The organism is Thermostilla marina (assembly GCF_054657455.1).
Map to the genome: position 1 here is coordinate 4814849 of NZ_BAAHYR010000001.1, position 12976 is coordinate 4827824.

Here is a 12976-nt window from a genome sequence, read left to right on the forward strand (position 1 = left end):
TGTGCAGAAACGCTTCGCGCTGTGGGCGGGCGCGGCGAGAATCGCCCGTGTCGCCAATAGCGGGATTCAACAAAACGTTGAGTTTGCCGTGAACGGCTGGTATCATTCGCGGAGGACAGGTTCACGATCGCAGGCGAGCGCGTTTCGCAGCACGATCGGCACCGGAATTCTCGCTGAACGCGACTATACTTGCCCCCGTTGGCGCGGTTTCGGGGAACGTCGCGATGCCTTTCACGATTCAGTGTTCATGCGGGACGTCTCTTAGCGTGCAAGAGGCGTGGATCGGCCGGTTGGTCATGTGTCCGAACTGCAAACAGCAATTGCTGGTCGGACATCCGGGGACGAACATTCCGAATCTTCCGCAGGGACCGTTACCGAGCGCCCCCGCCCCGACTCCGCTGCCGCAAGCACCGACGCCACACGGCGCTTCCGTCGGTGAGAGGGAACAAGAAAGTCCGGGCGGCGTGTGGGGCTTTATCAGGCGGACCTTTTCCAAGCTCACCTTCTACAACTTTCAAGAACCGGGGCTTTACCGGGTCCGACTTCGCGGCGAATTACCCATTCGCCTAAGCTTCATCCTCGCCGGTGCCCTGATCGGCACGGCGATCATGCTGGTGTTGACCGGGGTCAGCAAACGGCCGGGCACGTATTACACCTACATCGTTACTTCCTTCCTGCTCGGCGGCGGGCTCGGCGCCGGATTCGCGGCGGCGATCTCTTTTGTCGGCCCCTCGAACGTGTCGGGCGGGGTTTTCCTCTATCACAACCGCATCACGCGGCAACGTATCGTCGGCGGATTCCCCATCATGCGGGCTGAGGCGACGACTTGGTACTACAGCGAGATTCAACGCTGTACGATCATTCCGCCTGAGCGGTTGAAGAAATCGTTCGCCGTCATGTTGCTCGAATGGCCCGGCGGCGAAGATATCATCGGTATTCCGAAGCGGCGGTGGAAAAAGGTCGTCGAAAAACTGAGGGCCAAGGGCGTCGTCGTGGAAGACGGAGCTCGCCTGCCCGAACGGTACGTTCGGCCGACGGTCGGCTGGGGAGCGGCCGTGGCGGGGTTGGGCCTGGGAAGCGTCCTCTTCGTCGGATGCTTGATGTTCTACATGGTTCAGCGGGAACCGTTCAAGCCCCAGGGGCCGGCGCCGCGTCAACAAGCGCAGGCGAACCTTCCGAACGTGCCTGCCCAGATGCCCGGCGCGGGGTTCCAGCGTGCTGCGAACGACCCGAGGGAGCGGGTTCTCGAACACATGTCCGAACTGGAAAAACGGGCCGGGATAAACGCGAAACCGAACCCCGAACCCGAACAGGAAGACCGCGGACCGCCTTCTCCGCGAGGCGCGTCGGAGGGCTTCGGCCCCGGGGGCATGCGCGGCGGGCCGCCGATACCGGGATCAGGACGCGGAGTCGGTTCGATGCGTCAACCGGGGAGTGTTCCCTCGGGGCGCCCCTCGCCGAGCGCGCCCCCGACGGTTTCCGGCAGAGGTCGTCCACCGTCAACGGGCGTCGGGCAACGCCTGGCCCCCATCACCGAGCCACCGCCCGGAGCGACGAAGTTGGTCGGCGGCACCGGCGGCATGCTGTACCTGTCGCAACCCCAGAACCGGCCCGTCGTCGGATTCATCTTCACTGAGGGGAGCTGGGCAGGGAAAGCGGCGCTGGCCATTCTCGAACCGATCTACGATCACGTGCCGGCCAACGAACGGACGGTCGTCGCCCGCGAGGGATACGTCGTGGCCGGCCTCGAGGTCCATGCCGACGATCTGGTCCGCGGCGTGCGCGTGACATTCGCGAAGCTGACACCCGAGGGTAAGCTCGACCTCGCCGATTCGTACACCTCGGATTGGATCGGTGAGCCGAGCGAAAGCCCGGAGACGCTGGGAAATACCGGTTTGCCGGTGGTGGGCGTGATTGCGCGCCGCGGTGCCGTCATGGATGCCCTGGGCCTGGTGTTGCAAACCGGCGCCGAGTAACCACATCGATCGGACGGAGATCGACGGGCGCGGTCGACGCGCGGGGGTGCGGTCCCTCGTCGGACTGCGATCACATCAGATTGTACTTCTTGAAGATTTCGACGGCCGATTCACCCGCCTCGATCGCTTGACGCACCTTCGTTCGTTTTTGGCTTCGCTCAAGAGCCTGCTGCACGACATCGCGTTCGGCACCGTTGGGGATCACGCAAACGCCCTCGGCGTCGCCGAAGATGAGGTCCCCGGGCCGGATCCGTACGCCGTCCAATTCGATGGCGACGCGAAAATCGACCACCTTTGTGCGGGTACGCTGATCTTGGGCGAAGATTCCACGCGAGAAGATGGGAAATTGTAGTCGGGCAATCGCATGGCTGTCGCGAACGCACGCATCGACGACGGCCCCCGCCGCCTGCAACTTGAGCGCCCGCAGCGTCATCAGCTCGTTCCACAGGGCCAGGTTTTTGCTCGCGCCGCCGGCGACGTAGACTTCGCCCGCCCGCAGATCGTCCAGGGCTTGCAACATCAGCCCGAACGGCTTGGCGATCGACGGGTTCATACCGCTGGGCGAATAGGAGTCGCAGCAATCGGCGTGCATGACCGGCATGGCGCGACCGACCAGCGAGACCTTGGCGTCCAGCGGCGTCATACCGGGCGGCAAGAATTGGTTGCGCATTCCCAATTCGTCGAGGACTTCGCCCACCACGGCGGTCGTCAGTTCTTGCCGAATGATGGAGAACAGTCCGGCATCGTCTTTCCAAAGCTCGGCCATGGTCGGCTCCTGTCGGTTGCCGCAATCGAAGCGATCGTGTCGCGGATGCCGCGGACATTTTGCCGCAGCCCCGCTACGCAATAACGTGGCCTACGCTTTCGGAGGTGTCAACTATTCGGCTACAGAGGGCAAAAACCCCGCGTTGTGCGAACATGTTCTGTTTCTGCGGTCGTCGGGCGGATCTTCCGAAACGGTAGCGGTTCATTCGGCAGGAGGAACCCCGTCGTTCAACGCCGGATAGGGCCGCCCCGGGATCAGACGTTTCCCGTCGGTGAATCCTTCGGGACGACGGGCAAGTCGCTCGATGAGGATCGACCGCCAGTGACGCAACGTTTCGGCGTGCGTCGGATCATCGGCCAGGTTGTGTTCTTCTTTCGGATCGTTTACTAGATCGAACAGCAGTTCGCTTCCGTCGGTCGGACGCCAAATGTACTTTATCCGCCCGTCGGTCAACGCATGGAACGCTTGGGCCTTGCTGTAACACGGGGCATGCTCGAAGTGCAGCCACGGGCGAATGAGCGTGTCCTTGCCTCGTGCGGCAGGCAACAGGCTCACGCCGTCGATATCCTCCGGCGGCGCGGCGCCGGCGGCGTCGAGGAACGTCGGCAACAGGTCTTCGAGACACACGGGGCGGTCGATGCGTGTTCCGGCCGTCAACTTCAGTTCCGGCGAGCCGGCGAGGATCATCGGCACGTTCGCCGAGCCTTCCAACGGTTCGCACTTGCGGAAATACCCGTGGTCGCCGAGCATTTCGCCGTGATCACTGGTCACGGCGATCAGCCACGGCCTGCCGGCTTTTTCCGCGCGGGCGACGAATGCCTGCACCAGCGAAGCGACCTCGCGATCGAGTTGCTCGATCAGCCCGAAGTAACCGGCCTGGGCGCGGCGCAATGTCTCGCCGGTGAGCAGCACGCGGTGACCTCCCTCGGCCCCTTGCGGCGTGAGGGCGTCCCAATCGACCCAGTCGCCGTGGGCGGGAGCAGGCAGATCGGCCTGCATGTACTTGTCGAAGTACTGCGGCGGAGGAAACAACGGCGGATGCGGCGCGTAGAACGAAGCCGTCAAAAACACCGGCCGATCGTCGGGTATCTCGGCCAAAACCTCTTCGGCGGTACGTACGATCCAAACCGTCGGATGCCAGCTTTCGTCGATCGGCCAGGCCCGCGCCGGCCACAAGTTGTACGAGAGTCCCAAGGTATCGGTCACCCACGCGTGAAACTCGCGAATCTCATCGAACTCGGCTTCGATCGCCTTTGCGTATTCGTCGCCGCGCACATATGTGGAGCATGCCCGGTGGATCGTGTAGCCGAGCGCCTCGTCGCTTTCCCGTTGGTGCATCGTGCGGCCGACGAGAATCGATAGATAGCCTTGAGCCGTCAACAATTGCGGCATCGTGGGGCGCGTAACCGGCTTCTGGCGGAAGCCGACCACGCCGCTGGTTTGCGGATACAAGCCCGTCAACAGCGCGTACCGCGCCGGAATGCACGAGGGGACGGTGGCGTATGCCCGGCGAAACAACACGCCCTCTCGGGCCAGCCGATCGAAAGTCGGTGTTTCGACGACCGGATGGCCCAGGCACGAAAGACAATCGCCCCGCATTTGGTCGGGCATGATCAACAGCAGATCGGGCTTCGCCGCCTGCACCACAGAGAACCATCCTGCCGCCAAAAACACCAGCACGCCGAGAATACGCCGCATCGTCAAATCTCCCTTGCCGCCGGTCGCAGCCACCCGACACCGTACGGAACCCGACATGGAAAAAAACCTTCACATATATTTATATTGTCCACAGAATAACTTGCCGTGTGTGATCGGGCAAATCTTTTGCAGGCCGGAAAATTGCGCCCGTGGAATTCGGCTCTTTAGTCTCAGGAAAGAGTCCGGCCGTCATGCCGCAGGGGCATCAGCATCGAGGGCGGCGGGAGGGGACTGCGAGGCCTGTTTCGCCGAACGGCCGCCGTGCGCGCGAATCAGTTCGCGGATCGCCGTCCGCGTCTTGCCGGAAAGACCGGGATGGCTGTTCGCCGCGTCCAGCGGGGTCGCTTTGCGATAGTCGAGTGCGTTGACGTCGGCCCCGGCCTCCAGGAGGAGCCGGACCAGCTCCAGCCGTCCCAATGCTGCGGCCCAATGCAGCGGCGTGCCGCCGAAGCTGTCGGCGGCATGGCGATTCAGATCGACGCCGCGCGAAATTAGGAATCGGGCGACCTCGGGACGATTGCACAGTACCGCCAAATGCAGCGGCGTAGCGCCCGCACCGGGAACCCCTTGGCCTTGCAGCACGGCATCCAACGGCGTGCCGCAACGCGCGTGCTCCTCCAGCGTTTTCAGGTCGCCTGTAGAAGCGGCCGTCCAAACGTCGATCGGCGGCGTGACCGCGGAACCGGTTTGCACCTCGGGTGATTCGAGCGGGCCTTCGATGCGAACGTGTGTTACCTCCAGCCCGGCAGGTACTTTCAGGGTGTGTATCCAAATGCTTTGGACGATCGAGCCGACCGGGGTAGCCGGAAACTCTTCCGCCTGTGATCGCAGGTTCGGCACCAGTGCAAAACCTTCGACCGGCAGGGCGAGGGAGAACGGCTCGCCTGACTGAAACTGGGTCGCGGGAAAACGAATCTGGAAGTTTCCGGCGAAGCGATTGTCTTTATTCCAAAGCGTCATGCCCACTACCAAATCGGCCGCTTCGGCCATGCGGCCCTGAACGACGAGTCGGCAACCCGGTTTGAGGACGACCAGCGGCTCGGCCGGGCGGGCCAGCCGGAACGAAACACCGTACATGCCGCTATTCTCTGAAGGGGCTGTTGCTCGCAAGGCCGGGGCGCGGGTTTCGGTACCCGGTACCCATTCGCCTCGGGTGTAACCGACGCCCGATTCCAAGTCGCTTGTCCAGTACGGAACGGCATCGGCAACAGGGACGGGGGTCAAGTCGCGATACGGCCCGGCAATCACGCAGTGGCGGGCGGGAACCTCGACATCCGCCCCGTCGGGCAATCGGCGCACGCGCACCTTCCCCTCGTCCACACGCACCATCGTCAGAACGGCTTCCGTTGCGACCTCGAAACGGGTGCCCAACACGTCGAGCTGCGCCGAGCGCGTAAACACCCGCATCGGCCGCTCGGCGGGCTGCGGTTTCGCCTCGCAGCGCATGGCTCCCTGACGCAGGTGTAAACGCTTGTGACCGGCGTCGTTGAACGTCACGCTCGATACGCCGGTGATATGGACCCGGCTACCGTCGGTGAATTCGAGTTCGATCCAGGTATCGGGAGAAAGCCCTTCGAGCGTTCCGTCGGGCAGTGATTCGCCGACGATTACGTCGTCGCGGACGATCCCGCCGTCGCCGATGAACTGAAAGGTACCCTGCGCCGCGACGATGCGGGCAATCGACCGGGATTCGGGGGACGTGAGATATTCCCGCGTCGTCACCATAACGGCGACCAGCACGACCCCAACGAGGATTCCGGCGAACCACCATGTCGGTGTCCATAGCGAGCGCGGCAATCGCGCGCGCGGCGGAGCGTTTTCGGCGGTTGCAGGGCCGTCGTCGCGGTACGAGAACCGGCGAGCCAGCGACGAGTGCATGTTCAGGTAACGCAGGTAGACACGCCTCGCCTCGGCGTCTTCTGCCAAGCGCGATTCCAATGCAGCAACCTGCGCGGACGAAGCATCGCCCTGCACGAACGTCTCGATGAGTTCGATCAGCTCTTCGCGGTTGTCGTTTGCCGATCTCATGTTCCGCATTCAATGTCCTTGCAAGGCCATCGTCTTGCGTACGCACGAAAACAACATCGCCCGCACGCGCGCCAGGTGTTTGCGGACGGCATTGGGCGTCTTTCCAAGTTTTTCGGCGTACTCGACCAAGGTTTGCTCGCTGCCGTAGGCGGCTTCGAGTACCGCGCGGTCTTGCTCGCGAAGTTTTGCGATGCAGTGCGACAAGGCACGTCGTTCTTCTTCCAATTCTGCGGCTTGCTCTTCCGCTTCGCGGGCGAGCGTTGCCAACAGTTCGTCGTTGAAAAGGTGCCGGTCGCGGGCTTTTTTGCGGCGGTAGTTCATCGCTTCGAAGCGGGCGATTTGAAAGGCCCACTTTCGGAAGCTGGTTCCCTCTTGGAATTGATCGAACTTCCGCCACATGGCCATGCTGGTCTCTTGCATGACGACCTCGGCATCGTCGGGATCGACAAGCAAGGAGACCAAGAACGCGTGAATCGCCGGTTCATGGCGTACAAACAACGCCATGAAGGCGGAGTGGCGATCCGTGAGTCGTTGCATTCCCCCGAGCCCCTTGGGAGCGGCGTCCACGACACCGTTCCCATAAGACAAGAACGTTGTCCCCACGGCTACCATGCCTTGCTTTCGGCTCGACTTCCGATGTCGAACCTCCGAATTGCATGAGAAGTGCGGAATCGCGGAAGCCGGCCGACAATTCCGCCGGACGAAGACTCGCCCGTTTGGGGACGTCACCATCCCCCCCAACGCTTTTATGGTATATTGTCGACAACCGAAAGGCCAGCTTTCCGCACCGGGAACCGCGGCTTGACGTTGGTCGCAAGTCGGTCGCCGCTTGTCGCCGAAAGACCGGCCGGCCGCAATTTGCGGCAATTCGGAAGAACCGTATTCGGGTAACCCGCGATTCCTTGCGATGTCGGCGTATTCCCGGTGCGCACGATTGGGTTACGCATATGATATTACATAATCCCCACTCCCTGACGGTTCGCGTTTTCTCCGTTCGATTCCCTTCCTGACAGCCGTCGAGGCTTTTCCGGTTTTGTATGTGCGGGTTCAGCGCGCGCCCCGGTAGGTCGATTCCCCCTTTGTTTGGAGGTCGTCATCGTGTTTCGAATCGTATCGCTCGCGTTATTGCTGCCGGTAGTGGTGTCGTCGGCGTCGGCCGTCGAATTCGAGAGCCGTTTCGACCGGACGCCCGACGGCGTTTGGGCCGGGCCGGAGTACTGGGCGAACCCGCTTCAAGATTGGCGGATCGCCGACGGCAAGCTCGAGTGCCTGGCACCGGGGGCGAATCGCAGCGTGCATTTGCTCACGTATCAACTCACCGCCCAAAGCGAAGCGCACATCGAGTTGGTGATCGATTCGGTCGATCGCACGCAACAAGCGACGTGCGGTTTGGCCTTCGGCATCCAAGGAAAACTCGACGACTATCGGTACAACGCGATTTGGGGGAAAGGCATCGTCGCGGGCGTGTCGACGACGGGGAAGCTCGTGTTGGCCGATTCGTCGGTCGGCGGCGAGTTCTCCTTCCCCCTGACGCTCGTGCTCGATCTTGCCCCCGACGGTGACGGCACGCATCGCGTCGCGCTCGCGGCGACCGACGCAGGCGGAAAGGTAGTCGGACGATCGGCGGTCGTCGTTCCTTCACAACGCATTCGCGGAAACGTGGCGATCCTCTATCAAGGTAAGCCGAAGCGAGCTTTGCCCGGCGATCCGGTGGCCGCCTTCAGCCGTTTCGCGATTCGCGGAACCCATCTGTCCGGCGGACCGCAGCAGAACTTCGGCCCGATCTTGTGGACGCAATACACCCTCGACGAAGGCGTGCTCAAGCTACAGGCTCAATTGGCGCCCACCGAGGGACAGGGAGAAACCTCGGCCTTGCTGCGGTACGGCGAAGGCGACCGGGCGCGCGAGGTGCGGGCAGAGATGGATCCCTTGTCGCGGACGGTCCTCTTCCGCGTCGAGCATTGGGACGCTTCTCGTGATACGCCGTACACCGTGCATTACACGTGGAACGGTCGTGAGTACGCCTACAGCGGCACGGTGCGGCACGATCCGGTCGAAAAGGACGAGATCACGATCGCCGGCTTCACCGGTCACAAGGACTACGGTTTTCCGAACCCGACGATCGTGGCGAACGTGCAGCGGCTGGATCCCGACGTGCTTTTCTTCTCGGGCGATCAAATCTACGAAGGAAACGCCGGCTTCGGCATTACCCGCGAGCCGGTTTCGGTTGCCGCGCTCGATTACCTGCGCAAGTGGTATTTGCTCGGCTGGTCGTTCGGCGAATTGATGAAAGACCGGCCGTCGATCATCCTGCCCGACGATCACGACGTGTATCAGGGGAACATCTGGGGCGCAGGCGGGATTCCCACCGACAACATCAACAAGGGCGGTTACATCATGCCGCCGGAATGGGTGAACATGGTGCAGCGGACGCAAACCGGGCATCTGCCCGACCCGGTCGATCCGCGACCCATCGAGCAAGGAATCACCGTCTACTTCACGGACATGACCTACGGCCGCGTGGGCATGGCGATTCTTGAAGACCGCAAGTTCAAGGCCGGTCCTCCGATGGTTCCCGAGGTCTGGTCCCTGGAAGAAGCGCCGCTGTTGGGCAAGCGTCAACTCGCCTTCTTGGAGCAGTGGGCGGGCGACTGGAAAAACCAAGACGCCAAAGTCACCCTCAGTCAAACCGTCTTCGCGCAGTGCCATACCTACGGCGGAAAACAAGGCCGCACGTGGGTGCAGGACGTCGACGCCAACGGATGGCCGCCGCCGGGACGCGATCGTGCGCTGCGCGTCATCCGAAAGGCGCACGCCTTCATGTACGCAGGCGACAATCATCTGCCCACCGTCGTCCATCATGGGATCGATACGTGGGAAGATGCGGGCGTGAGTTTTACCGTTCCGTCGATCGCTGCGGGCTTTCCGCGGGAATGGCGACCCGACCGCTTGGGCTTCGCGCCCGAGGGACCGATGCCCGACGACCTGGCACGGCCGACGTATTCCGGCGACCTGCCGCCGTATTTGGGCCGATTCATGAGCCGCTGGGGCCATCCGTTGACGTTCTACGCGGTGGGCAATCCGATCATCTTCACCGGTGCCGGAGGCGGTGAGGACGCCGGTGATCTGGAATTGCTCGATCAGAAACGATCCGGGTTCGGACTCGTCCGCTTCCACAAGCCCACCGGACGTATCACCGTCGAGTGCTATCGCATTCTGGCAGATCTCGACGATCCTTCGACGGCACAAATGCCCGGATGGCCGGTCGAATTGACCTTGCGCGACAATTATGCCCGCAAGCCGGCAGGGTACTTGCCCGAGATCACCTGCGACGTCGATCGCCCCGTGCTCAAGATGATCGACGAATCGAACGGCGAATTGGTGTATGCCCTGCGATTGCAGGAAAACCGCGTGCGTCCGTGGGTGTTCGCGCCGGGAACGTACACCGTCATGCTGGGCGATCCCGATCGCGACGTGTGGACGGTCCGTCGAGGCCAAACGTTTTCGCCGTGACGATTGAACAGGGCCGGAAAACGCAACAGCCCCGTTGCGAGGTGCCGTCGATCGTCGGCCGCGACGGGGCGCCGTCTCCGTTCGTCATGTGGATGCGTCGGTGCGCAAAGAAAGGAACAGCAAGAGGAGGAATTGCATCATGCGCTGGTGGTTGGTGGTGTCGGCGTGGATGTGTCTGTCTGCGGCATTGCAGGCGGGTGAGGCGATTCGAAGTTTCGATCTGTCGCCGTACACGATCCAGAAGGTCCGCGTCGCCCGCGCCGACGGCCGTTCGTACATCGTCGCGTCGAGCTACGAAGGAACGGTATTGGCCGTCGATTTCGGCGGTCGCGTGCTGTGGAAGCAACCGCTTTCAGGGTACATGAACTTCGACGTGTTTTGCCGCGACATCGACGGCGACGCGAACGACGAAATCTTCCTGGCGAATGCGGACGGCGCCGTGTATTGCGTCGATCATACGGGGCGTGTGTTGTGGCGATTTCCCGGCCAAGGACCGCCGATGGTTTCGGTATGTGTCGTGAGGAAGGCCGACGGTACCCCGCTGATTGCCGCAGGCGGATTCGACAAGAACTTGTATCTGCTCGATCCGGTCACGAAGAAATACCGGTCGATTCCTTCTTCGGCTTATTCGCGGGAAAAGACGTGGGGGAAAGGCCCCAAGCGCGTGCCGCCTCCGGGAGAGCACTCGATCAACTATTTGCGGCCGGTGCGGTTGAAAGACGGCTCCGAACTGCTGGCCGTCCACGGGATCGTGTATTCTCTCAGCGGCGGCGGATCGCTCTATTTCTTCCGGCCCGAGGAAAACGAGCCGTGTAAGATCGTGCAGCTTCCGGCCGGTCGGCCGTTCGGCGATATTCGCGCACGGGATCCGGACGGTGACGGCAATGAAGAGATTCTCGCCGGCACGACGACCTTGACCGAGGCCGTGTGCGCCGTCGTCTCACCCGCGACCGAATCGGTCGAAGCGATCGACATCTACGCACACAACGATTGGCGGAAACAGCTCGACGGCAACGGTTACCGCGTTCTCCAAACAGAAATCGTCGATTCGCTCGGTACGCGAAAGTTGGCGGTGTTGCTCGGATCGCGGTTATTGTTGCTCGATCCTGCCCATCCGAACGAGTCCGAAGCGGAAGTTCTTCCTTGCCGCTATTCGTTTTACGACATTTGGGCCGATCCCGTGTCGGGCAAGATCGTGCTGGCCTCCAGCCAAAGCGGTGGGAGCTGCATCCACGTGATCGACCCGGCTTCGGCTGCATGGAAACAGGCCTATTCGCAACTCGAACCGCCCGGCAAGATTGCGAAGATTCTCGAGAACACCCGGTCGCTTCGGACGGCGGTCGACCGGTTGCCCGCGATGCATCCTCGCGCTCCGCTGCCGGTGATCTTCATGACCGAGCGTGTGCCCGAGACTATGCAGGAGAAGACGAAACGCTGGGCCGATGAATTCGGCACGCCGATCTTTCTCAACGGCGTGTGGTTCAAGGAGGCCGAAAACTGGGACCGCGCGCACATGGCCAGCGAGACGTACCGGGAAAAGCGCGACCGGCGAAAACAGTACACCGCTACCAGCGACGAAATCTATGCGAAATTAACATCGGCGCTGGAGGGCTACCCGGGAATTGCCTTTTGGGGAGGCCACGGCAACGATCCGTACCAGATCAGTCTGCGCACGTTGCGGCGCGTGCTCGAAGCAGCGGGCGACAAACTTGTGGTCGTCATCTACCCCGAACTCGAGGATCCCAGCGACGAATTCGCGTATGTGTTGAACGACCTGCTCTATCCGCTGGCCGAAACCGCGCAAAAGACCGGCGACAAGGTGTACCTCCGCACGAAACATTTCTTTTGGGAGACGGCGATCTACCACCCGATGTGGTCGCGATTGCTGAGCGGCGAGTTCGCCGACGTCTTCGTGCCCAGCATGGAAGAAACGACCGACAAGACGCAAGAGTTGAGTGTTGCCGCGCGGCTGGGTGTGTGGGCGGCCGGTTGCACCGACGACTGGGGATCACGCTGCGCCCGCGATAATCCCAGCTTCGACCGCATGCGGCAGTTTTCGCATCAGATGTTGCCGAACCACTTCTTGCGAAATCAGGTATTCACCATCGCGTACGGCGCGCGGTACATGAACAACGTCTCGGTCGATCAAGAATATATGAGCGTGTTGTGGGAACTGATCGCCAAGGGTGTTTTGTACGTTCCCAAGCGCGGCGAGATCGTCAGCTTTTCCCCCGTCCGCCTGGGCATGATCGAGCCTGATCCCGACTTCGAGGACCAGGGCAACAACGTGAAATGGACGACCTTTTTCGATCCCGAGTACGAACGGAACAACCGTTTCGTGTTCGAACGCATCAACGGTTCCTGGCCGGGTGCACCGCTTACCGAGTGGGATTTCTCTCGCTTTGCAGCCGGGGCCTGGGAGCGGCGGCAGAACTTTCTCCCTTCCTATCCGCACGGACTCGTGCTGATCGGTCCGCACGGTGAAACGTTCGATCGCCGGCTGCGGGAGAACTTGCATCCCTTGTATCGCGACATCATGCAAGAATTCGTCACCGACGGACGCTGGTACTACACCCCCGACGGCAAGAAACAACCGCCGCACACGTATTACCGCACGGTGGCGCAGGCGATCGAGCAGGCAGCCGCAAAACTGCCGGTGACCGTCGCTGGACAAGTCGCTTGGGTTGCTGCGGTATCGGCGCCGCATCACATCCGGCTGACGGTGATCGACGGCGGTTATCTGAACCCGAACGACCGGCGAGCCCGGATCGCGTTCCATTCCGTGACGCCGGTCGAAGTTCGCGATCTGGTCACGGGCGAAACGATCTCGACTACCGAGCGCAACATAACGGTCGATGTCCCGTGCGGACTGTTTCGTTTTCTCGACGTGACGATCCGCGAACCGCTTACGCCGCGTGAATAGTCGATCGGCCAGCAGGATGAAAACCGCCCGTACTGCGGCAAGGAGGCCGCGACCGGTGCCTATGATGTCTGC

7 protein-coding genes are annotated in these 12976 nt (G+C 62.0%); 3 read left to right on the forward strand and 4 right to left on the reverse strand.

The genetic code is table 11. The features are described from left to right. The first annotated feature begins 224 nt into the window (after positions 1 to 224). The gene (locus tag ACYQ2I_RS17415) at positions 225 to 1976 is read left to right on the forward strand and encodes a hypothetical protein (RefSeq protein ID WP_460168307.1); all 1752 of its coding nucleotides are present in this window, start codon (positions 225 to 227) and stop codon (positions 1974 to 1976) included. Positions 1977 to 2046: 70 nt separating this feature from the next. Here the strand turns inward: ACYQ2I_RS17415 and ACYQ2I_RS17420 are convergent, their stop codons facing one another. From ACYQ2I_RS17420 to ACYQ2I_RS17435, 4 genes are all read right to left on the reverse strand, one after another. Continuing rightward, positions 2047 to 2742: an RraA family protein gene (locus tag ACYQ2I_RS17420; protein WP_460168308.1), complete on the reverse strand. Its 696-nt coding sequence runs from the start codon at positions 2740 to 2742 to the stop codon at positions 2047 to 2049. Between the two features lie 201 nt (positions 2743 to 2943). Then, a complete protein-coding gene (locus ACYQ2I_RS17425) occupies positions 2944 to 4497 on the reverse strand; it encodes a sulfatase-like hydrolase/transferase (RefSeq protein WP_460168309.1) in 1554 nt (517 codons plus the stop codon). 132 nt (positions 4498 to 4629) lie between these two features. Then, entirely contained in the window at positions 4630 to 6477 is a 1848-nt protein-coding gene (locus ACYQ2I_RS17430; protein WP_460168310.1) for an ankyrin repeat domain-containing protein, read from the reverse strand. Next, a complete protein-coding gene (locus tag ACYQ2I_RS17435) occupies positions 6478 to 7005 on the reverse strand; it encodes a sigma-70 family RNA polymerase sigma factor (protein ID WP_460168311.1) in 528 nt (175 codons plus the stop codon). 561 nt (positions 7006 to 7566) lie between these two features. Between ACYQ2I_RS17435 and ACYQ2I_RS17440 the strand changes: the two genes are divergently transcribed. Further along, entirely contained in the window at positions 7567 to 9981 is a 2415-nt protein-coding gene (locus tag ACYQ2I_RS17440) for an alkaline phosphatase D family protein (RefSeq protein WP_460168312.1), read from the forward strand. 139 nt (positions 9982 to 10120) lie between these two features. Beyond that, positions 10121 to 12904: an outer membrane protein assembly factor BamB family protein gene (locus ACYQ2I_RS17445; protein ID WP_460168313.1), complete on the forward strand. Its 2784-nt coding sequence runs from the start codon at positions 10121 to 10123 to the stop codon at positions 12902 to 12904. The last annotated feature ends 72 nt before the right edge of the window (positions 12905 to 12976 follow it).

Coding starts and splice junctions, on each gene's coding strand:
- ACYQ2I_RS17420 (WP_460168308.1), bottom strand. CDS start 2,742: ATGGCCGAGCTTTGGAAAGACGATGCCGGACTGTTCTCCATCATTCGG.
- ACYQ2I_RS17445 (WP_460168313.1), top strand. CDS start 10,121: ATGCGCTGGTGGTTGGTGGTGTCGGCGTGGATGTGTCTGTCTGCGGCA.
- ACYQ2I_RS17425 (WP_460168309.1), bottom strand. CDS start 4,497: ATGTCGGGTTCCGTACGGTGTCGGGTGGCTGCGACCGGCGGCAAGGGA.
- ACYQ2I_RS17435 (WP_460168311.1), bottom strand. CDS start 7,005: ATGCAACGACTCACGGATCGCCACTCCGCCTTCATGGCGTTGTTTGTA.
- ACYQ2I_RS17430 (WP_460168310.1), bottom strand. CDS start 6,477: ATGCGGAACATGAGATCGGCAAACGACAACCGCGAAGAGCTGATCGAA.
- ACYQ2I_RS17415 (WP_460168307.1), top strand. CDS start 225: ATGCCTTTCACGATTCAGTGTTCATGCGGGACGTCTCTTAGCGTGCAA.